Consider the following 20,394-nt stretch of genomic DNA (forward strand, 5'->3'; position numbering starts at 1 on the left):
ATGCCTGCAATTCAGCTCGGCTATTGATCCGCCTGACGCGCCTGGGCGGCCTTGGCCGCCCGCAGGCGACGAATTTCCTTCGGATCAGCCAGCAAAGGTCGATAAATCTCAAGCCGATCCGCCGGCTGGACCACCTGCCGGTCCGGATCGGTAACCACTTTGCCAAAAATCCCGACAGGGCAAGTGGTCAGGTCCAGCTCCGGAAACGCCTCGGCAATGCCCGACACGATCAGTGCGGCGCGAACAGACGTTCCTTCGTCGACCTTGAATGAGCGCAAGACCTGGCGATCGGTAGCGGCATACACCACTTCTATCTCGATCAACGCTTGAGCTCGGCATTTTGCTTGGCCCGCTGGCAGAACGCGTCCACCAGGGTATTGGCCGCCTGATTGAACAGCGGGCCCAACGTCGCGCGTACCAGTGGCCCGGCATAATCAAATGACAGGTCCAGGCTGATCTTGCAGGCCTTCTCGCCGAGCGGCTTGAACACCCATACGCCATGAAGCTGATTGAAAGGGCCTTCTTCAAGGTTCATTTCGATGGATTGGCCCGGCACCAACGTATTGCGAGTGACGAAATGCTGGCTCAATCCACCCTTGGCGACGTTGAGACTGGCGCGCATATGGGTTTCGGAGCTTTCGAGCACCTCGGCGGACGAGCACCACGGCAGGAACTGCGGATAACTCGCCACGTCGTTGACCAGGTCATAGAGCGCCTGCGCCGGGTAAGGCAGCAAGGCCGAGCGTTGAATATGTGTCGTCATGCAAGCGTCACTTCCACAGCTGGGCGGCAAACACTACAAGAATGCCGATGGGCGCCACATAGCGCATCAAGAACAGGCTCAGGGCGAACAGCACCGGACTGCGCAGCGACAACTCGTCGCGTACGGCTTCACGCCCCATGACCCACCCTGCAAACACCACGAAACACAAACCTCCCAATGGCAGCATGATCCGCGATGTAAAGAAATCAATCACCCCGAAGAAATCCAGTCCCCCGGCAGCTCCCCACTGGTAGAGGTGGAACAGGCCGTCTTCGTTCACGAAAAACTTTGCCTGCTTCCATATATTGAAGGAAAAAACCGTGCCCAGCCCCACGAACCAGCAAGTAAAGGCCAGCCAGAAGGTGACCCAGGCGCGGCTCAGGCGGGTTCGTTCCACAAGATAAGCCACCATCGGCTCAAGCAGGGAAATGGCTGAACTCCAGGCTGCGATAGCCACCAGGACAAAAAACACCACCCCCATGACTTGGCCGAACGCCATGCTGCCGAAAGCAAAAGGCAGGCTGACAAACATCAGCCCCGGGCCTTCGCTGGGGTTCAGGCCGGCGGCAAACACAATCGGGAACAATGCCACTCCAGCCAACAGCGATACAAAGGTATCCAGCAACGCGACCCCGACAACGGTCTTGGTCAGAGATGCATTCTTCGGCATGTAGGCGCCATAGATCATGATCGAGCCGACCCCCACGCTGAGGGAAAAAAATGCGTGGCCCATGGCTGGCAACAAGCCATCCATGACTTTCTCCGGCTTGAAGTCGAACATGAAATGCACGCCTTCCATGAAGTGGCCCGTGGTCATGCTGTAGCCCAGCAGCACCAGGATCATCACGAACAGGAGTGGCATCATGATCCGCAGGCTGCGCTCAAGCCCGGCAACCACGCCTCGGGCAATCACCACGGCGGAGAGCACCAGGAAAAGTGTGTGCCAAAGCGTCAGCCTCCACGGGTCGGCGATCACATCGCCAAAGTAGGCACCGACCTGGTCGGGTGTCGCACCTTGGAAATCCCCACGCCCCATGTCGATGATGTAGTCCAGCGACCAGCCACCCACCACGCTGTAGAAGGACAGGATCAGCAACGCCGTGATCATTCCGGCGAACGCGCCCCATGACCACTTCGGCGAGTGCCCTGCCTCCACCGCCAATACCTTCAAGGCGTTGGCCGGGCTCTGTCGGGCGCGACGACCGATCAACGTTTCCGCCAGCATCACGGGTGCGCCGATGAGGACGATGCACGCCAGGAACATCAATACGAAAGCCCCGCCGCCATAGACGCCGACCATATACGGAAACTTCCAGATACTACCCAGGCCCACGGCCGAACCGGTCGCGGCGAGTATGAAGACCCAGCGGCTAGCCCAACTGCCGTGGACAGAAACCTTGTCTGTCGACATCGTGATCACGCCCAAGCGTTCAAAAAAGAGGCCGCATTGTCCGGGATTCATGCAACCTGCTCAAGCACACCGCTTCACCGTAGCCGACACGCACGCAACTGCCTATAATGCCGCCCCTATGGCTAAACAGAAGAAACACCCCACAGGGACCATCGCGCAAAACAAAAAGGCGCGACACGATTACTTCATCGAACAACGTTTCGAGGCTGGCATGGTCCTGGCCGGCTGGGAAGTAAAGAGCTTGCGTGCCGGCAAGGCGCAACTGGTCGACAGTTATGTCTTGCTCAAGGACGGCGAAGCGTGGCTGCTGGGCAGTCATATCACGCCGCTGACCACCGCCAGCACCCACGTCATTGCCGACCCAGTGCGGTCGCGCAAGCTGCTGCTGAACAAGCGCGAGCTGGAGAAGCTCTTCGCTTCCGTGCAGCAGAAGGGTTATGCGTGCGTCTGCACGTCGCTGTACTGGAGCAAGCACTTGATCAAGTGCGAAATTGCCCTGGGCAAGGGCAAGAAGGAATACGACAAGCGCGATACCGAACGCGAACGCGACGCCGGTCGCGAGTTGCAGCGTGCGGTGCGCAACAAGGGCAAGGAAGACTAACGCCCTCGATCTTTATGGGAGCGAGCTTGCTCGCGATAGCGTCGTCACATCAGTTGTAGATGTGTCAGATAGACCGCCATCGCGAGCAAGCTTGCTCACACAGGGTCCGCAGGCACGATCAGATTCCCTTGCGCCGCTCCGCTCGCGCCACGCGCTGCACTTCCTGACGCACTTCTTCCAGGACTTCCTGCACATACAGGATATGTCGGCTGGAGACTTCCCGCGCCAGCTCGGCGTGCCCGTCCATGATGGCTTGAAACAGCTCGCGATGCTGACTGATCAGCATGTCGCGCGTCTCGCTGCGCTGCTTGTACATGCCGCCGATATTGGTCACCACGTTGCGCTTGAGCAGGTCGAACAGTCCGCGAATGGTGTGCAGCAAAACCGCGTTATGGCTGGCCTCGGCGATCGCCAGGTGGAAACGTGCATCCGCCGCGCCCTCCTCCGCCCGACTCACTTCTTCGTGGCGCGAATAACAATCCTGCAACGCTTCGAACGCGGTCGTCAGTCGCTCGCGGTCGACCTCCGTCGCCCGCAATGCTGCGTAGTAAGCGCAGGACGCTTCCAGGGTATGACGAAACTCCAATAAGTCGCGCTGCGCTTCCGGATTGCTTTCCAGGAGCTGCAGCAGCGGATCACTGAAGGTCGAGCCCAGCGACTCCACCACGTAGTTGCCGCCGCCCTGGCGACTGATCAGCAAGCCTTTGGCCGTCAGCTTCTGGATCGCTTCACGCAGCGAAGGGCGTGATACGCCGAACTGCTCGGCCAGGGTCCGCTCGGCCGGCAGGCGCTCACCTGACTTCAGCGTGCCCTCGAGGATCATGCCTTCAAGCCGCTCGACAATATCGTCAGACAAACGGCGCTGACGAATCTGATCAAACCCCATAACTCAATTCTCCACGATCCCGACGGCTCGCCGGGCTCTCTATTCTGGCCCATCCGGGCCTTGTCCACACCCACCAAAAACCACCAATGCCAGCAGATCAGATGTGATCTGCACCGCTTATTCGACGAAAGTTTCAGGGCGGCAAATTGACACACGACAACCAAGGCTTTTACCCTAGCCGACAGCGCTTGTAAATTGGTATTACCAATTAACCACAACCGCTGACCAGTGCCTGACCAACAACAATTAGGGGCTCACCCAATATGCAAACCTGGCAACAGCTTTACAGCCCGCTCGGCAGCCTAGGCTTGTCCGCACTCGCGGCCGTCATTCCCATCGTGTTTTTCTTCCTGGCCCTGGCCGTGTTTCGCCTGAAGGGACACGTGGCCGGCAGTATCACCCTGGCCCTGGCGATTGCCGTGGCGATCTTCGCGTTCAACATGCCTGCAGATATGGCTTTCGCCGCCGCCGGCTATGGTTTTGCCTACGGTTTGTGGCCCATCGCCTGGATCATCGTCGCCGCAGTGTTCCTCTACAAACTCACGGTCAAGAGCGGCCAGTTCGAGGTCATCCGCAGCTCGGTGCTGTCGATTACCGATGACCAACGCCTGCAAGTGCTGTTGATCGGCTTCTGCTTCGGCGCATTCCTCGAAGGTGCCGCCGGTTTCGGCGCACCCGTGGCAATCACCGCGGCCCTGCTGGTCGGCCTGGGCTTCAATCCCTTGTATGCCGCTGGCCTGTGCCTGATTGCCAACACGGCACCGGTCGCCTTTGGCGCGCTGGGTATCCCGATCATCGTGGCCGGGCAGGTCACCGGGATCGACGCGTTCAAGATCGGTGCGATGACCGGTCGCCAGCTGCCGTTGCTGTCGCTGTTCGTGCCGTTCTGGCTGGTGTTCATGATGGACGGCCTGCGTGGCGTGCGGGAAACCTGGCCAGCGGCGCTGGTGGCAGGCTTGAGCTTCGCCATCACCCAGTATTTCACGTCAAACTTCATTGGCCCGGAGCTGCCGGACATCACGTCCGCCCTCGCCAGCCTGATTTCCCTGACGCTGTTCCTGAAAGTCTGGCAGCCCAAGCGCACCGCAGGCGCCCAGATTGCTGGCGCCACCTCCAGCGCAACAGTCTCCGCCAGCGCCGGTGGTTTCGGCCAGCCGCGCAGCACCGTGGCGTCGCCCTACAGCCTGGGGGAAATCATCAAGGCCTGGTCGCCTTTCCTGATTCTCACCGTGCTGGTCACGATCTGGACCTTGAAACCCTTCAAGGCGATGTTCGCCGCTGGCGGCTCGATGTACGCCTGGGTGTTCAACTTCGCTATCCCGCACCTGGATCAGCTGGTCATCAAGTCCGCACCTATCGTGGTCAACCCGACCGCCATCCCGGCCGTGTTCAAGCTTGATCCGATTTCCGCCACCGGCACGGCGATTTTCTTCTCAGCGCTGATCTCGATGCTGGTATTGAAAATCAACGCCAAGACTGGTCTTACCACTTTCAAAGAAACCCTTTTCGAGTTGCGCTGGCCGATCCTGTCCATCGGCATGGTGCTGGCGTTCGCGTTTGTCACCAACTACTCCGGCATGTCCTCGACCATGGCCCTGGTATTGGCCGGCACCGGCGCGGCGTTCCCGTTCTTCTCGCCCTTCCTGGGTTGGCTGGGCGTGTTCCTGACCGGTTCCGATACGTCGTCCAACGCGCTGTTCAGCTCGCTGCAAGCCACCACCGCACACCAGATCGGCGTAAACGACACCTTGCTGGTGGCGGCCAATACCAGCGGCGGCGTGACCGGCAAGATGATCTCGCCACAATCGATCGCCGTGGCCTGTGCGGCCACTGGGCTGGTGGGCAAGGAATCGGATCTGTTCCGTTTCACCCTGAAACACAGCCTATTCTTTGCAACGATCGTTGGCCTGATCACGCTGGCCCAGGCCTATTGGTTCACCGGCATGCTGGTTCACTAAGTACTACACAAAACACTGAAAAAACCGACGCCGAACCGTGATTCGGTGTCTGCTATTCACAACCGGGTCTGCAAGGCTGCTGAAAGATTTCCTCACTATATTCAGCAGCCTCAGCGGACGGATAACCGGGACCACCCGGAGACACGCCTGATGAGCGAGCTTTTTTACAACGCCGTGCCGAACGCGACCCGTGTCGCCCCGCCCCTGCCCGAACCTCGGCAGTACCCCAGCGAGAAACCTCCTCGGGTCTACCTCTTCGGGACATGCGTGGTGGACCTGTTCTATCCCGAGGCCGGGATGGATGCGATTCATCTGCTCGAACGCGAAGGGATCCGAGTGGAGTATCCGCAAGGGCAAACGTGCTGCGGGCAACCGGCGTACACCTCGGGCTACACCGAACAGGCGCGCACGGTGGCGCGGGCGCAGCTAGCGTTGTTTGCCGGGGATTATCCGGTGGTCGTGCCGTCGGGCTCGTGCGCCGGCATGTTGCGCGAGCATTATGCCGACCTGTTCAAGGACGAGCCTGAAACGCTCAAGCAGGTCCAGGCCCTGGCTGCCAGGACCTATGAATTGGCGGAGTTCCTGTTGTTTGTTTGCAAGGTGCAATTGAACGACAGCGGCACACCGGTGAAAGTCGCGCTGCATACGTCCTGCTCGGCACGCCGGGAAATGAACACCCACTTGCATGGCCGCGCATTGTTGGCACAGCTGCGTAATGTGGAACGCGTCGAACACAGCCATGAAAGTGAGTGCTGTGGTTTTGGTGGGACGTTCAGCGTTCGGATGCCGGACATTTCCGGCGCGATGGTGGCCGACAAGACCCGGGCGCTGAAGGAATCCGGCGCGCACCAGGTCGTCAGTGCCGATTGCGGGTGCTTGATGAATATCAATGGCGCCTTGGAAAAACAGCAGGAAGCGTTGCGCGGCCAACACCTGGCGAGCTTCCTCTGGCAGCGAACCGGAGGTGCCGCATGAGCACGCCGACGCTGATCCCGACCGTTGAAGTGGGGAATGATTTTCGCGCCCGCGCCCACAAGGCGTTGGACGACACGCAATTGCGAAACAACTTTCGCAGTGCGATGGATTCACTGATGACCAAACGGGCAACGTCTTTCAGCGATGCCCACGAAAGAGAACATTTGCGAGTGCTGGGCAACGCTGTCCGCGCCCGTGCGTTATCCAAGCTGCCCGACCTGCTCGAGCAACTTGAAAGCAACCTGACCCGCAACGGTGTGAAAGTGCACTGGGCGGAAACGGTGGACGAAGCCAATGGCATCGTCCTTTCGATCATCCGCGCTCACGAGGCGCGGCAAGTGATCAAGGGCAAATCGATGGTCAGCGAAGAGATGGAGATGAACCATTTCCTCGAGGCTCGGGACATTGAATGTCTCGAATCCGACATGGGGGAATACATCGTCCAGCTCGACCACGAGAAGCCTTCACACATCATTATGCCGGCGATCCACAAGAATGCCGGTCAGGTCGCGTCCTTGTTCCACGACAAACTTGGCGTGGAGTACACCAAGGACGTTGACCAACTCATTCAGATCGGTCGCAAGGTCCTGCGGCAGAAATTCTTCGAAGCTGACATTGGCGTTTCCGGCGTCAACTTTGCCGTCGCTGAAACCGGCACCCTGCTGCTGGTGGAAAACGAAGGTAACGGGCGGATGTCCACCACGGTACCGCCGGTGCACATCGCCGTGACCGGCATAGAAAAAGTCGTCGAGAATCTACGCGATGTGGTGCCGCTGCTGTCGTTGCTGACCCGCTCGGCCCTGGGCCAGCCGATCACCACCTACGTCAACATGATCTCCGGGCCGCGCAAGCCTGACGAACTGGACGGTCCCCAGGAAGTCCACCTGGTCCTGCTCGACAACGGTCGCAGCCAGGCGTTTGCCGACAGCGAACTGCGCCAGACCCTGAACTGCATCCGCTGCGGCGCCTGTATGAACCACTGCCCGGTCTATACCCGAATCGGTGGCCATGCCTACGGCGAGGTGTATCCGGGGCCTATCGGAAAAATCATCACACCGCACATGGTCGGCCTGGCGAAAGTGCCGGATCACCCGAGCGCCTCTTCGTTGTGTGGCGCCTGCGGCGAAGTGTGCCCGGTGAAGATTCCGATTCCTGCCTTGCTGCGGCGGCTCCGGGAGGAAAACGTCAAGGCACCGGACAGTCCCAACCCGATCATGCGTGGCCAAGGCAGTAAATATTCGGCCAAGGAACGGTTCATCTGGAATGCCTGGGCCCGGCTCAACAGCTCGCCGAGGCTGTACCGGATCTTCGCCTTCCTTGCCACGCGCCTGCGCGCCCTGGCCCCGCAAAATGTCGGCCCGTGGACGCAGAACCACAGCGCCCCGAAACCCGCCGCCCGCTCACTGCATGACCTGGCCCGCGACCACCTGAACCCGCAGGGAGACCGCTGATGAGCGCCAAGGAAAATATCCTCGCCAAGCTGCGTAAAAGCCTGACCGGCACCACACCAGTTGCCGACACCTATGACGTTGAACTGGTGACGCAAACCTACCGCTATGGGCCTGGAGAACGCATCCCGCAATTGCGCAAGCAAATGGAAGCGGTGCACACCGAGATCCACCTGACCTGTGGCGAAGCCTGGCCGGCACTGTTGGCGCAACTGCTGCGCGACCGACAACTGCCGAGCCTGCTGATCGCGCCGACAACGCCTCACGGGCAAAAAATCGTACAGTTCTGGGCGAATAATCCGGATCTGCCAGCTCTGAAGGCCTACGACCGGCCTGTAGAAGAATGGAAAGTCGAACTGTTCAACGACACCCCGGCTAGCCTCACCGGGACCCTCGGAGCCATCGCCGCCACCGGTAGCCTGATTCTCTGGCCGACGCGGGAAGAACCGCGACTCATGAGTCTGGTACCGCCGGTGCATTTCGCCCTGCTCAAGGCCAGCGAGATCCGCGACAACTTCTATGAAGTGCAACAGGAGTTCGCGTGGGCCCAGGGCATGCCGACCAATGCCCTGCTGGTGTCCGGCCCATCGAAAACCGCCGATATCGAGCAAGTCCTGGCTTATGGCGCCCATGGTCCGAAGGACCTGGTGGTACTGATCCTGGAGGACCAATGACGCTTCCGGCCCCTTTCCTGCGCGACGCATACCAACTGATCCCGCAAAAACGACGCTTTGACGATCCGTTGTCCACCCTGGCCTTCGGCACCGACGCCAGCTTCTACCGGTTGATTCCAAAACTGGTGGTGCGCGTCGAATCCGAAGATGAAGTCATCGCCCTGCTGAAACTGGCCCAACGCGACCAGGTTCCGGTCACATTCCGCGCCGCCGGTACCAGCTTGTCAGGCCAAGCCATCAGCGATTCGGTGCTGATCGTGCTTGGGGATAACTGGAACGGACGGGAAATTCGCGAGCAAGGCCACCAGATTCGTTTGCAACCCGGCGTCATCGGCGCCCAGGCCAACGCCTGGCTAGCCCCATTCGGACGCAAGATCGGCCCGGACCCGGCGTCGATCAATGCCTGCAAAATTGGCGGTATCGTCGCCAACAACGCCAGCGGCATGTGCTGCGGCACGGCGCAGAATACTTATCACACCCTCGCCGGCATCCGCCTGGTCCTGGCTGACGGCACGCGCCTGGACACCGAAGACGCCGCCAGCGTGGCGGCTTTTCGCACAAGCCATGGTGAACTGCTGGAGCAACTGGCGATCCTGGGTCGCGAAACACGCGCCAACACAGCGCTGGCCGCCCGAATTCGCCATAAATACCGTCTGAAAAATACCACCGGCCTGTCACTCAACGCCCTGGTGGACTTCGACGAGCCTGTGGATATCTTGAGCCACTTGCTGGTGGGCTCCGAAGGAACCCTCGGTTTCATCAGCGCGGTGACCTACAACACGGTCATCGACCACCCGAACAAGGCGTCGGCGCTGATCGTCTTCCCCGACGTCGAAACCTGCTGCAACGCCGTCACCGTGCTGAAAAGCCAGCCGGTCTCCGCGGTCGAGCTGCTGGACCGTCGCAGCCTGCGTTCGGTACAGGACAAGCCGGGCATGCCAGATTTCGTACAACATCTGTCGAACAATGCCTGCGCCCTGCTGATCGAATCCCGCGCGGCTTCGTCATCGTTATTGCAGGAGCAACTGGCCCTGATCATGGCCTCGTTGGCAGGTTTCCCGGTGGAAAAGCAAGTCGATTTCACCGAAGACCCACGGGAAAACGCCCGGCTCTGGGCGATCCGCAAGGACACCTTCCCCGCCGTGGGCGCGGTCCGCAAGACCGGAACCACGGTGATCATCGAAGACGTGACCTTCCCGGTCGAGCAACTGGCGATCGGTGTGAACCGCCTGATCGCGCTGTTCGACAAGCATCACTACGACGAAGCAATCCTTTTCGGACACGCGCTGGAAGGCAATCTGCACTTCGTCTTCACCCAAGGCTTCAACAGCGCCGACGAAGTCGCACGCTACCAGGCGTTCATGGATGACGTGGCGCAACTGGTGGCGGTGGAATTCGGCGGGTCGCTGAAAGCCGAGCACGGCACCGGCCGCAACATGGCGCCGTTCGTCGAGCTGGAATGGGGCAGCGACGCCTATCAATTGATGTGGCAGCTCAAGCGCCTGCTCGATCCCAATGGCATTCTCAACCCCGACGTGGTGCTCAGCGAGGATCCACAGATTCACCTCAAGCACCTCAAGCCCTTGCCTGCCGCCGATGGGATTGTGGACAAGTGCATCGAGTGCGGCTTCTGCGAGCCGGTCTGTCCGTCCAAGGACCTGACCCTGAGCCCACGCCAGCGCATCGTGATCTGGCGGGACATCCAGGCGAAAAAACGCGCCGGCACCGATACCTCGGAGCTGGAAACGGCTTATCAATACCAGGGCATCGACACCTGCGCCGCCACCGGGCTTTGCGCCCAACGTTGCCCTGTAGGGATCAACACCGGCGAACTGGTGAAAAAGCTCCGTGGCCGCAGTGCAACGCGTACGAAAACCGCTGATTGGCTTGCGGGAAATTTCGCTACAGCACTGCAAGGCGCGCGCTTTACGCTGCATGTCGCCAATGGCGCGCGAATGCTCTTGGGCGCACCACGCCTGGCACGTTTATCAGCAGGCCTGACGCGGCTGTCCAAAGGACAAGTCCCACAATGGACCAGCGCCATGCCGCAGCCGGAGAGGGCTATTCGCTTCAGTCCCGCGGTGTCGGATGAGCGGCCCAGGGTGGTTTATCTGGCGGCCTGTGTGTCGCGGGTCATGGGCCCTGCCGCGGGCGACAGGGAACAGACGTCGCTGCATGACAAAACCCGAGGCCTGCTGGAAAAGGCCGGCTATCAGGTCGTTTTTCCGGACAACGTAGACAGTCTTTGCTGCGGCCAGCCTTTCGCGTCCAAAGGCTATGCCGAACAAGCCGAGCATAAGCGCCAGGAACTGATCGGCGCGCTGCTGCACGCCAGTCGCGGCGGACTCGATCCGATTTACTGCGACACAAGCCCCTGCACACTGCGATTGGTCCAGGACCTCGGCGACGTGCGCCTGGACCTTTACGACCCGGTGCGCTTCATCCGCACGCATCTGATGGATCGCCTCGACTTCACGCCTCAGGAAGCGCCCATCGCAGTTCACGTCACCTGCAGCACGCAACACCTGGGTGAAAGCCAGGCGCTGATCGATCTGGTGCGCAAGTGCAGCAATAATGTCGTCATTCCGGAAGGCATCCATTGTTGCGGTTTTGCCGGCGACAAAGGCTTCACCACGCCGGAGCTGAACGCCCATTCGTTGCGCACGCTCAAAGGCGCGGTACAGCATTGCAGCGAAGGAATTTCCACCAGCAGGACCTGTGAGATCGGTCTTACGCAACACGGTGCAATCGACTACCACGGACTGGTCTACCTGGTCGACCGAGTGACCCGCGCCAGGGCGACTTGAGAAAAAAATAGAACCCTGGCGAACGGCGGCAGTCCATTAAGCAGGTCCTGCAAACGCAGGGCTTCCTCAAACTTGGTAGTCCTGAGGGGCCAGCGAACGCTGCCCTTGGGTCAAGGAGAGACATATGAAACGCTCTGTGCTGTTAGGTCTGTTTGTCACTGCCTCGATGCTGGCATCTCCCTCTTTTGCCGCCGGCGATTCGGACAGTCTCTGCGACACCAACATCAAAAACATCGAGAACGCCAAGACTCAGGTCCAGGGTTCGGATCTTGAAGCGAAAGTCGAAGCGAGCGTCCAGCAAGCCAAGGCCCATCAGGCTATGAAAACCGAAGAGGGCACCAAAAAATGCATCTCGGAAACGACCCAGACCATCCAGGAGATTCAGAAAGTCAGCAAAGACGGTAAAAACTCCTGAATGCAGGGGGCCAACCTTCGGGTTGGCCCCGGATGCGTTTTGGCGTACACTACGCAGGCCTGTCACTCTACAGATTCACAGAGTGCCAAGTTCGGGGCCGTTTAGGATTCGACGCCGGTTGCGAAACTTTAGGTGCATGCCGAGTTGGTAACAGAACTCGTAAATCCACTGTTGCAACTTCCTATAGTTGCCAATGACGAAAACTACGGCCAGGAACTCAAACTGGTTGCGTAAGCAACCCTAAGAGCCTGAGCTTCTGGTACCTTCGGGTCCAGCAATCACCAGGGGATGTCCGTAAACCCAAAGTGATTGTCATATAGAACGGAATCGCCGTGCAGTACGTTGTGGACGAAGCGGCTAAAACTTACACAACTCGCCCAAAGCACCCTGCCCGTCGGGTCGCTGAGGGTTAACTCAATAGACACGGCTACGCATGTAGTACCGACAGCGGAGTACTGGCGGACGGGGGTTCAAATCCCCCCGGCTCCACCACTTCATCATCTAAAGACGTCCACGGACGTCTTTTTTTGTGCCTGAAATCCAGTGAATACAGGGGTTTCAGCGCTTATGGGGGCTTTGTAGGGTTTCTGAGTTCCAGGCGCTTTGGTATCCCAGGTGGTATCCCGGACTACCAAATGCTATTTTCAGGATACCAAAACGGTGCTGGAGGTAGCCCCCATGCCTACTAACGCAACCCGCCTCTCCGATCGCCAGCTCAAGGCGGTCAAGGCAACTGGTAAAGACTTCGTCCTCAGTGACGGCGATGGCTTGCAGCTTCGAGTACGCGCCAGCGGCTCGATGATGTGGAATTTCAATTACCGCGAGCCGTTGACCAGAAACCGTATCAACATGACGCTTGGTCCATACCCTGACCTCTCGCTAGCCAACGCCCGGAAGAAAGCCGCGGAGGCACGTGAACTGCTCGCTTTGGGCACTGATCCCAAAACCCAGCGTGATGAGGTAAGGCAAGCCAAACTTGCTGAGACTGAACACACTTTCGAGAAGGTGGCCACCGCCTGGTTCGAGTTGAAGAAAGACTCCGTAACCAAAGCCTACGCCGAAGACATTTGGAGATCGCTGACGCTCCATGTTTTCCCAAGCATGAAAACAACGCCGCTCTCTCAAATCACTGCTCCGATGGTTATCAAGATCCTTCGCCCAATCGAGGCCAAAGGGAGCCTCGAAACCGTGAAACGATTGAGCCAACGACTCAACGAGATCATGACCTACGGGGTCAACTCCGGGCTGATATTTGCGAACCCCCTCAATGGAATTCGGGCGGTGTTCAAGAAACCCAAGAAAGAGAACATGGCTGCGCTACCACCTGAGGAGCTTCCCGAGCTCATGATGGAAATCGCGAACGCCAGCATCAAGCGCACCACCCGCTGCCTGATCGAATGGCAACTGCATACGATGACCCGCCCTTCCGAAGCAGCCACCACACGATGGGCAGATATCGACTTCGACAAGCGCATTTGGACCATTCCGCCAGAGCGCATGAAAAAGCGCCGGCCGCACACAATCCCTCTTACCGATCAGGCACTTTCGTTACTGGAGACGCTCAAGCAACTCAGCGGTAACCGAGAGTACGTGTTCCCCTCAGATAGAAATCCCCGCACCCATGCCAATAGCCAGACCGCCAACATGGCGTTGAAGCGCATGGGCTTTCAGGACCGTCTAGTCAGCCACGGCTTGCGCTCGATGGCGAGCACCATCCTGAATGAGCATGGCTGGGATCCGGAACTGATTGAGGTCGCACTGGCGCATGTTGACAAGGACGAAGTTCGTAGCGCCTACAACCGGACGGATTACATCGAACGCCGGCGTCCGATGATGGCTTGGTGGAGTGAACATATCCAGAAGGCGGCCACCGGCAGCCTGTCGGCATCGGCCATCAATCAAACCAGAGATCGCAACGTCGTACCGATTCGCTGAACATCCAAAAGGTACGCGCCACCGGCTACGATCCGTGTCGTGTAGTAGGGCGAAAGGAGTGACGACAATCGCTAGATCTCTGGTACGCCTGCGCCTCTTCAGCCAAGCCCCTGAGTATGGGAAGGCTCCGCATTCCCATACTCAGGGGCTCACGCTTAAAGGTCTATCAGGCAACCACGACTTTTGCCTTTCTACGGCGGATCAACCCTGCTGTTAACTCGTAGTAGTAGATGGTAGCTGGAGCTGAGCATCGCAAATAGTGCTCCAGAAACCATCTCACGTGCTTTTCTCTCCAGGACCAGGGAGTCGCGCAACCCCAGCGTTCACGAATCACCTTGTGCATCCTTTCTGCTTGCCTGATGTGCCGCTGCTGCGTGGCATGTGCACCTTTGAGCACGGGGCGCAGGAACAACGCTATGTCGAACTCGGCCGTCATCGCCGACCTCCGATGTAGGCACTCACCACATCGATGCGGTTATGTCCCAATTCGTGGCTGATCTGCTGTCGTGCACGCTGATCAAGCTCTCGATCTTTTTGATGACCACCGGCGCCATTAACGGGTGCAGGGAAACCGGTCAATTGCTCATAGCGCTCACAGGCATAAGCCGCCCGCAGTTCATGAAAACCTTTCAATCCATACTCATGCAGGATGTCCCGTGCCGGTCGCACAACAGCTCGCATAAAGTCTTTGTAGCTTTCGTCGGGCGCCAACAAATTCCGGCTGCCATTGGGTGAGGTCGCGCTGGCCCAATCCAAGGCATCGCGAACTTGATCCGTTACCGTAATCCAGCGCGGTGCCGAGGCCCCTGATCGACCACCTTTGGTGCCATCCTGGATGTTGATCTTTCCCAGTTGCCGAACCTCACGTTGCAGTCGGGGCAGATCGGCTAGGATCGCTTCGCGCAGGCGCATACCAGTCTCACGGGCGAGAAGCACAATGGCACTCACCCTCGATTGCTGACGATCTGACAGCGCCCGCGCGATCAACTCGACCTGCGCACGGTCTTGGCCTTGCGGAGCCTCACTACGCACGCTTGAGCGCTGCAAGCCAAGCGCCTTACTCGGACTCGGGATTTTGACGTATTGATCACCGCGCAGCGCGGCCATCGTTCGGTTCACGCTGGACAGTCGGTTCTGCGCGGTGGCAATGCCGACGTTGCCCTGATCAACCTGCTCCCGCACGTGGACGGCGTACCGCATGAGGACCTCGCGGTCTATCTGGCGCGCGTCGTTGACCCTCGGTCCCTCATCGGATCGACACCAATGCACGAACGCCTGCCAGCGATCATTATGGGCTTTGACGGTAGCAAAATGGCCGTCGCCAAACAGGTCTTTCAGTGCTTGTGGTCCAGCATAGCTAAGCTGGCGACCGAAGCCGAAATTGCGCCCCGCTCGCTTACCGACCCGAGCCATTTTTCTGTTCCTGATCGACTGCCGCGAGATCATGCAAAAGGGCTCGCCAGTGCGCACTTACAATCGCGAACTGAGCCCAATCAGTCGGGCGAAAACACAGCGTGTTGTCGGTGACGTAAAGATGCGCACCCTCCTCTTTCAACCATTGAATAATGGCTGTCGTCGAGGCGATAGCTTTATGGGTGGTGGCGACACTGGCGACAGCGGCGACAACCCTTGTACTGCCTGGTTTTGAGCGTGGCGACAAAGTGGCGACAGTAGCGGCGACAAATCGCGCTTTGGGCTCCTTTTGACGCTGAGCCAGATGGTTGCGCAGCGCTTCATCAAGATTAAACATGGCGCACCTCGAAGGTGTGGCCGTCGGTGATCAGCCACTGATGATCAAGCAACTCGACCAGAAGCTTGGTGGCATGGCGACTGCTCTTACGGGCAAAGCGGGGACCGTTGCGATTCAGGTCTCGAATACTGAAGCGCTTCCAATCTTTGACCTGCAGCCAGCGCAACAACCGGTCCGCCTCTTCCTTAACTCGACACACTGGCTCCTGCTCAGTCAGGCGCTGGATCTCGGTGAGGTAGTAGCCGACTAAAGCGGAGGCCCGTTGGATATGGTCGACCTCCACGACGCTGCCCTCCTCCACAACTGCAAGAATGCCGGCGATGCGCAGCAGGTTATCGGCGGCCTTTGATCCGCTGGGCCGTACGCTGGCCAGCTCGCCAAACTCCCCCAGCTGAGCTTCGATAGCATCATGCAAATCAATCCAGCGACGACGCGCCAGCGGACTGAGGCTCAGCTTTGACAGCTGCAAGGCTCCGTCAGCGGAAAGTGACCAAGGCTGATAAAACAGAGCCGAAAGGCGGTGATGATAGCGCTTGAGGGCGGCGTCTTTGGACAAGTCGACAGCCTGGTAGCTACGTTGCCCGGCTAGACTGGTAGGCCAGGTCATCAAGCAGCGCCCTAGAATGCCTTGCCCCTGCAGCAAAGGGTCACTGAGTAACTGCATGGCCAAATACGGTTGCAGCATCAGGTGCAGGCTCAGGCGTCGGTCATAGGCTCTTAGGCTTTCGCCTGCCATAGAGCGAGCACGATCAATCGGGCTACCGTCCCAGAGTGACGACAAGGTCGTGACCGCTTTCAAACGGTTGTCCCGACTCATGGTGCTGCTGCCAAGGAATTGTCCGCCCTCGTCACAAAACAGCCCCATGCTCGGCAAGTCATGGCAGAGCCCCTTGATCAGGGCCTCGATCGTTGGGTCTGTGGTGATCAGCCGAGGGGCCGAAGGCTCCGCTTCGAACGGTACGCTGTTTGTGGGGGCGGGATCGGCAGGATTGATACGCTGCGCTTGTCGCTGTGCGGCACGGTACCGAAAGAGCTGCTCACGATAGTGTTGCCACTGTTCACGCTCCCATTGGCGCGCTGGCAGCAGTGCGGATCGGTCTGCCGCGGTCTTGCGATCACCGGACGCAGCCACCGTGATCAGGTACAACGACAGGGGATAATGTCTCCCGTCGAGTTGTAAGCCCGCATGACCTTGAGTGGCCAGCGCCGAGGCGGCCAACACCGATTGCGCGGCCAGTGCCTGAGGCACGCCGATGACCTCGGCTATGCGTTCGACTGCAGGCCCAAGAATTTCACCCAGTGCCTGGACTGGATAAGGCTCGGCCACGGGATTCGACTCAATCAGGGGTCGAGGCGGTCGTGATAGTTCAAGCGTCGGATCTAACTGCTGCATGGGTCCTCTCCTCGGTGATTGCTGGTTGTCCTCACGTAGTCCCGCCACGGCTGTTGAGTGTTATCAGGGATCAAGGCCCCTGCGGCCTGCGAGGTGTTCACTGACGCGGAACGCACGGCTCCTTACGACCGGGAGCGAGGGCATAAACCCATGAATCTGGCCTCCTTAGACGCATCCGAAGATGCGGGCGGGTGGAGGCTGCGCCGACTGACGAGTTCGGCACCTGGAGATCCTGGGCAGGAGAAGGCAAAGACATGGACACCTGGGGCATGCCTGACTGTCAGTCAGGTGCAGCCTTTCCATAGGCTGCGGCACCGGTGTCTGTGTCGTTGCTGATGGCGACGAATCGGATTTGTCAGTCCGATTGTCACGAGGAGAGTTGCGGCAATGCCATGTACGACGTGGCTTGCAGCAGTGGTACGAGCGCCCGTCTCTTTCCAAAAGAAAGAGACGGGCGAGGTCTGGCGCAGCGACGTGTGCCGAAAAGGTGAGGTTGCTGCAGTGCAGCGAGGTCGGTCCATTGTCTGCCGCAGTGGGCAGATTGGTAGAGTAGGCATCCATCACTCTTGAGGAGTGGCCGTGCGAGCCGCCGGACGCTAATCGCACTTGGGGAAGAACCACCACGCAAGTGGCGTAGCCTTAAAGGTTCTGGCTACCTGGGCTGGTGCTGTCAACGACAGCGGTCCTTGCGCCAATTTTTATACCCACTCGAAAAAGCGGTCAAGGGTCACGGCCAACACGCTCAAAAAGTGGCGACTGTCGCCACTTTTGTCGCCAAGTCCCAGGCCACGTTCTACGTGGGTTGTCGCCGGCGTCGCCGCTGTCGCCACCCCTATATCCATGCTCAACGAAAAGATTCGCACACACACTTAATGGCACTGCGTTCAAAGGGAATCGCGGAGTAATTACTGACGGGTGAAAGCAAGCGTGGCGTTAATCAAATATGAAAATGGAATGGTGGAACGCGGCGGCTTCGAGAAAAAACGAGTGAACCCTCCGATCAGCGCGATCAAAGATCGCTTGATCGGAGGGTTTGGCGGGAAAAGCAAAGCCTCAAATGTCAACTAGGCGCGCCAGCTTAGCCGCACGACTGCCCTTACGGGCAGGAATTCATTATGATGGCCATCGAACTCTGCTCACTCGGAGACAAATGCGCCAGCCAGGAACGCAAACGAGGAGCTAGGAAGGGATATGGCAGAGACACAGATCGAGTGGACGGACTCTACTTGGAATCCAGTAGCTGGCTGCTCCATCATTAGCGCCGGGTGCAAAAACTGCTATGCCATGGAGATGGCACGTCGCCTCGAGGCCATGGGCACTCCAAAGTACGTTGGGCTGACCCGCAAGAAGAATAAGCGCATCGTCTGGAACGGCTCAATTGTCGAAGATCGCGACGCTTTGGCCATCCCGTATCGATGGAAGAAGCCGAGAAAAGTGTTCGTGAACTCCATGAGCGATCTTTTCCATGAGAAGGTCAGTGACGAGTTCATCGTTGCAGTCTGGAAAGTGATGCGGGAGACGCCACATCACAACTACCAGATCTTGACCAAGCGTCCTAAGCGCATGAGGCAGATCCTCAACGAAGTCATCGCTGAGGTACTTCCGAACGTATGGTTGGGCACCTCCATTGAAGATGCTGACGCGGCTAAGCGAGTCCTATATTTGAAAGAAACTCCGGCCCAGATTCGGTTCATTTCCTTCGAGCCCCTCATTGGCCCTGTGGGCAGTATCGATCTTTCGGAAATCGACTGGGCAATAGTCGGCGGTGAAAGCGGAAACAAAGCGCGTCCAATCGAAGAGAGTTGGATCGATGAAATTTATACTCAGTGCCTAGAAAGCGGGACAGCATTTTTCTTTAAACAGTGGGGGACATGGGGTAAAGACAATGTTCGCCGCTCTAAAAAAGCCAACGGTAGAGAATATCGTGGCAAGACTTGGGATGAAATGCCTATTAAATTGGTAGGCATGGCCCAATAGATCGACCGTCGCCTGACAAGGAAAATCCATGGCTGAGAAGAAGTACGCTTGGGAGGAAGGCGCAACCCTAGCTGAGCACTCAAGGAAGAAGCATCAGATTCTTCGCGAATATTTTTATAACTATGTAAAAATTCGTTGCACATCACCACTTGTCAGGAAATTTCGTTTGGCGGTGGTCGATGGATTCAGTGGCGCGGGTCGCTACAATTGCGGCGCCGCTGGCTCTCCTATTATTTTTGTGGAGGAACTGAACCGCGCAATAACTGACATCAATCTACGTCGAGCGGTGAACAATATGCCGCTGGTTGATATCGAATGCAGCCTTATCCTAAACGACGCAGACAAAAACGTCATAGAACTATTGAAGGTCAACCTGGCCCCTGCACTCACACATACCAAGCTCAACAACAACCACCTAAAAATAACCACACACTACTTTAGCAACTTCTTCGAAGAAGTTTACCCAACAATAAAGTCTTTAATTCGCTCCGAACGACATAAAAGCATAATTTTCAATCTTGACCAATGTGGTCATAGCCATGTTCGAACTGAGACCCTGATTGACATGATGGGCCTAAATGAGTCCGTTGAGGTATTCTATACGTTCGTCATTACTGCTTTGCTGGCGTTCTTGGAGCAAAATAATCCGAAAGCTCTGGCAGCACAGCTGTCTTATCTGCAACTTACCGAGCAAGATTTTGAGGCTCTGGTCAAGCAAGCCTCGAAGCGAGAGTGGCTCGGAATTGCTGAACGGATAGTTTTCGACACCTTTCAGAAATGTGCAAAATTTGTCAGCCCCTTTTCGATAAACAATCCGGATGGCTGGCGATATTGGTTAATACATCTTGCCAACTCCCATAGGGCCAGACAGGTATACAACGACATCCTGCATCAGAATAGCGAGACACAGGCACACTATGGTAGGTCGGGACTTAATATGCTAGCCCATGACCCGAATGAAAATAAGACGCTCTACCTCTTTGATGCATCGGCCAGAGACCAAGCAAAAGATGAGCTTCATGAGGACATCCCGCGCTTCATTTGCGATTCTGGCCAGCCGCTTTCTGTAAAAAGCTTCTATGAGATGATCTACAACCACACCCCGGCTCATAGTGATGACATCAATTCCGCGATAATCGGAAGCAATGAATTACTGGTAAAAACCTCCACTGGCGGCACTAGGCGAAAATCAAGCCAAATCAACACTATGGATTATATTGAATTCAAAAAGCAGAGAAGCTTCATGTTTAAGTAGTTAGCAAATCAAGGCGTGTCGCTGTGAAATTAATGTCACCCGTGTATAGGCCGCTCCCGCAATGACGCGATGTGTCTACACGACTGTGACCCCAGTCAGACGCGCGATATCGTCGAAAATTAATCCGAAAAGATCGCAGTAGGGAT

At 57.9% G+C, this 20,394-nt stretch carries 18 protein-coding genes and 1 other RNA gene; 11 read left to right on the top strand and 8 right to left on the bottom strand.

From position 1 onward, the window contains the following. Positions 1–20 precede the first annotated feature (20 nt). Genes M8Q45_RS20865 through M8Q45_RS20875 form a run of 3 tightly spaced genes read right to left on the bottom strand, consistent with a single transcriptional unit; the run spans position 21 to position 2,174 of the window. The gene (locus M8Q45_RS20865) at positions 21–323 is read right to left on the bottom strand and encodes an RnfH family protein (protein ID WP_249876204.1); all 303 of its coding nucleotides are present in this window, start codon (positions 321–323) and stop codon (positions 21–23) included. Next, the gene (locus tag M8Q45_RS20870) at positions 320–763 is read right to left on the bottom strand and encodes a type II toxin-antitoxin system RatA family toxin (RefSeq protein ID WP_030139772.1); all 444 of its coding nucleotides are present in this window, start codon (positions 761–763) and stop codon (positions 320–322) included. The genes M8Q45_RS20865 and M8Q45_RS20870 overlap by 4 nt, the downstream gene beginning before the upstream one ends. 7 nt (positions 764–770) lie before the next feature. Then, on the bottom strand, positions 771–2,174 hold the full coding sequence (locus tag M8Q45_RS20875; RefSeq protein WP_249876205.1) for a sodium-dependent transporter: 1,404 nt from the start codon (positions 2,172–2,174) through the stop codon (positions 771–773). Positions 2,175–2,292: 118 nt separating this feature from the next. Here M8Q45_RS20875 and smpB point away from each other — a divergent pair, with 118 nt between their 5' ends. Next, complete coding sequence (gene smpB / locus M8Q45_RS20880) at positions 2,293–2,775, top strand: SsrA-binding protein SmpB (RefSeq protein WP_030139770.1); 483 nt, start codon at positions 2,293–2,295, stop codon at positions 2,773–2,775. A gap of 118 nt (positions 2,776–2,893) precedes the next feature. On the opposite strand, the gene M8Q45_RS20885 is transcribed toward smpB, so the two are convergent. Next, a complete protein-coding gene (locus M8Q45_RS20885; protein ID WP_249876206.1) occupies positions 2,894–3,661 on the bottom strand; it encodes a GntR family transcriptional regulator in 768 nt (255 codons plus the stop codon). A gap of 263 nt (positions 3,662–3,924) precedes the next feature. Here M8Q45_RS20885 and M8Q45_RS20890 point away from each other — a divergent pair, with 263 nt between their 5' ends. From M8Q45_RS20890 to M8Q45_RS20925, 8 genes are all read left to right on the top strand, one after another. Next, a complete protein-coding gene (locus M8Q45_RS20890) occupies positions 3,925–5,619 on the top strand; it encodes a lactate permease LctP family transporter (protein ID WP_249876207.1) in 1,695 nt (564 codons plus the stop codon). A 150-nt stretch (positions 5,620–5,769) separates the two neighbouring features. Then, positions 5,770–6,594: a (Fe-S)-binding protein gene (locus tag M8Q45_RS20895; RefSeq protein ID WP_249876208.1), complete on the top strand. Its 825-nt coding sequence runs from the start codon at positions 5,770–5,772 to the stop codon at positions 6,592–6,594. Next, positions 6,591–8,045: a LutB/LldF family L-lactate oxidation iron-sulfur protein gene (locus M8Q45_RS20900; protein WP_249876209.1), complete on the top strand. Its 1,455-nt coding sequence runs from the start codon at positions 6,591–6,593 to the stop codon at positions 8,043–8,045. Before M8Q45_RS20895 ends, M8Q45_RS20900 begins: the two co-directional genes overlap by 4 nt. Then, positions 8,045–8,716, top strand: a complete 672-nt coding sequence (locus tag M8Q45_RS20905; RefSeq protein ID WP_249876210.1) for a LutC/YkgG family protein — start codon at positions 8,045–8,047, stop codon at positions 8,714–8,716. Before M8Q45_RS20900 ends, M8Q45_RS20905 begins: the two co-directional genes overlap by 1 nt. Then, positions 8,713–11,523, top strand: a complete 2,811-nt coding sequence (locus M8Q45_RS20910) for an FAD-binding and (Fe-S)-binding domain-containing protein (protein ID WP_249876211.1) — start codon at positions 8,713–8,715, stop codon at positions 11,521–11,523. The genes M8Q45_RS20905 and M8Q45_RS20910 overlap by 4 nt, the downstream gene beginning before the upstream one ends. Positions 11,524–11,647: 124 nt before the next feature. Next, positions 11,648–11,938 (top strand): PA2433 domain-containing protein, encoded by a 291-nt coding sequence (locus M8Q45_RS20915; RefSeq protein WP_249876212.1) that lies wholly within the window; start codon positions 11,648–11,650, stop codon positions 11,936–11,938. Between the two features lie 93 nt (positions 11,939–12,031). Continuing rightward, positions 12,032–12,430: a transfer-messenger RNA gene (gene ssrA / locus M8Q45_RS20920) on the top strand. 186 nt (positions 12,431–12,616) lie between these two features. After that, a complete protein-coding gene (locus M8Q45_RS20925) occupies positions 12,617–13,873 on the top strand; it encodes an integrase domain-containing protein (RefSeq protein WP_249876213.1) in 1,257 nt (418 codons plus the stop codon). A 166-nt stretch (positions 13,874–14,039) separates the two neighbouring features. Here the strand turns inward: M8Q45_RS20925 and M8Q45_RS20930 are convergent, their stop codons facing one another. Genes M8Q45_RS20930 through M8Q45_RS20945 form a run of 4 tightly spaced genes read right to left on the bottom strand, consistent with a single transcriptional unit; the run spans position 14,040 to position 17,016 of the window. Then, complete coding sequence (locus tag M8Q45_RS20930; RefSeq protein WP_095037538.1) at positions 14,040–14,309, bottom strand: hypothetical protein; 270 nt, start codon at positions 14,307–14,309, stop codon at positions 14,040–14,042. Further along, a complete protein-coding gene (locus M8Q45_RS20935) occupies positions 14,306–15,286 on the bottom strand; it encodes an integrase domain-containing protein (protein ID WP_249876214.1) in 981 nt (326 codons plus the stop codon). The genes M8Q45_RS20930 and M8Q45_RS20935 overlap by 4 nt, the downstream gene beginning before the upstream one ends. After that, entirely contained in the window at positions 15,270–15,623 is a 354-nt protein-coding gene (locus tag M8Q45_RS20940; RefSeq protein WP_249876215.1) for a hypothetical protein, read from the bottom strand. The genes M8Q45_RS20935 and M8Q45_RS20940 overlap by 17 nt, the downstream gene beginning before the upstream one ends. Beyond that, entirely contained in the window at positions 15,616–17,016 is a 1,401-nt protein-coding gene (locus M8Q45_RS20945; protein WP_249876216.1) for a YfjI family protein, read from the bottom strand. Before M8Q45_RS20945 ends, M8Q45_RS20940 begins: the two co-directional genes overlap by 8 nt. Positions 17,017–18,207: 1,191 nt before the next feature. Here M8Q45_RS20945 and M8Q45_RS20950 point away from each other — a divergent pair. Beyond that, on the top strand, positions 18,208–18,993 hold the full coding sequence (locus tag M8Q45_RS20950; RefSeq protein ID WP_173406541.1) for a phage Gp37/Gp68 family protein: 786 nt from the start codon (positions 18,208–18,210) through the stop codon (positions 18,991–18,993). Between the two features lie 28 nt (positions 18,994–19,021). Next, positions 19,022–20,248 carry a three-Cys-motif partner protein TcmP gene (locus M8Q45_RS20955; RefSeq protein ID WP_249876217.1) on the top strand — a complete coding sequence of 409 codons (1,227 nt, stop codon included), beginning with the start codon at positions 19,022–19,024 and terminating at the stop codon, positions 20,246–20,248. Positions 20,249–20,394 lie beyond the last annotated feature (146 nt).

It is taken from the genome of Pseudomonas sp. T1.Ur (assembly GCF_023516725.1).
In the GTDB taxonomy this organism is placed as follows: domain Bacteria; phylum Pseudomonadota; class Gammaproteobacteria; order Pseudomonadales; family Pseudomonadaceae; genus Aquipseudomonas; species Aquipseudomonas alvandae.

What these genes read in the sequence shown, in the direction of transcription:
- M8Q45_RS20890 (WP_249876207.1), top strand. Translation starts at nt 3,925, where the DNA reads ATGCAAACCTGGCAACAGCTTTACAGCCCGCTCGGCAGCCTAGGCTTG.
- M8Q45_RS20935 (WP_249876214.1), bottom strand. Translation starts at nt 15,286, where the DNA reads ATGGCTCGGGTCGGTAAGCGAGCGGGGCGCAATTTCGGCTTCGGTCGC.
- M8Q45_RS20915 (WP_249876212.1), top strand. Translation starts at nt 11,648, where the DNA reads ATGAAACGCTCTGTGCTGTTAGGTCTGTTTGTCACTGCCTCGATGCTG.
- M8Q45_RS20900 (WP_249876209.1), top strand. Translation starts at nt 6,591, where the DNA reads ATGAGCACGCCGACGCTGATCCCGACCGTTGAAGTGGGGAATGATTTT.
- M8Q45_RS20875 (WP_249876205.1), bottom strand. Translation starts at nt 2,174, where the DNA reads ATGTCGACAGACAAGGTTTCTGTCCACGGCAGTTGGGCTAGCCGCTGG.
- M8Q45_RS20895 (WP_249876208.1), top strand. Translation starts at nt 5,770, where the DNA reads ATGAGCGAGCTTTTTTACAACGCCGTGCCGAACGCGACCCGTGTCGCC.
- M8Q45_RS20870 (WP_030139772.1), bottom strand. Translation starts at nt 763, where the DNA reads ATGACGACACATATTCAACGCTCGGCCTTGCTGCCTTACCCGGCGCAG.
- M8Q45_RS20905 (WP_249876210.1), top strand. Translation starts at nt 8,045, where the DNA reads ATGAGCGCCAAGGAAAATATCCTCGCCAAGCTGCGTAAAAGCCTGACC.
- M8Q45_RS20940 (WP_249876215.1), bottom strand. Translation starts at nt 15,623, where the DNA reads ATGTTTAATCTTGATGAAGCGCTGCGCAACCATCTGGCTCAGCGTCAA.
- M8Q45_RS20885 (WP_249876206.1), bottom strand. Translation starts at nt 3,661, where the DNA reads ATGGGGTTTGATCAGATTCGTCAGCGCCGTTTGTCTGACGATATTGTC.
- M8Q45_RS20955 (WP_249876217.1), top strand. Translation starts at nt 19,022, where the DNA reads ATGGCTGAGAAGAAGTACGCTTGGGAGGAAGGCGCAACCCTAGCTGAG.
- smpB (WP_030139770.1), top strand. Translation starts at nt 2,293, where the DNA reads ATGGCTAAACAGAAGAAACACCCCACAGGGACCATCGCGCAAAACAAA.
- M8Q45_RS20925 (WP_249876213.1), top strand. Translation starts at nt 12,617, where the DNA reads ATGCCTACTAACGCAACCCGCCTCTCCGATCGCCAGCTCAAGGCGGTC.
- M8Q45_RS20950 (WP_173406541.1), top strand. Translation starts at nt 18,208, where the DNA reads ATGGCAGAGACACAGATCGAGTGGACGGACTCTACTTGGAATCCAGTA.
- M8Q45_RS20930 (WP_095037538.1), bottom strand. Translation starts at nt 14,309, where the DNA reads ATGACGGCCGAGTTCGACATAGCGTTGTTCCTGCGCCCCGTGCTCAAA.
- M8Q45_RS20910 (WP_249876211.1), top strand. Translation starts at nt 8,713, where the DNA reads ATGACGCTTCCGGCCCCTTTCCTGCGCGACGCATACCAACTGATCCCG.
- M8Q45_RS20945 (WP_249876216.1), bottom strand. Translation starts at nt 17,016, where the DNA reads ATGCAGCAGTTAGATCCGACGCTTGAACTATCACGACCGCCTCGACCC.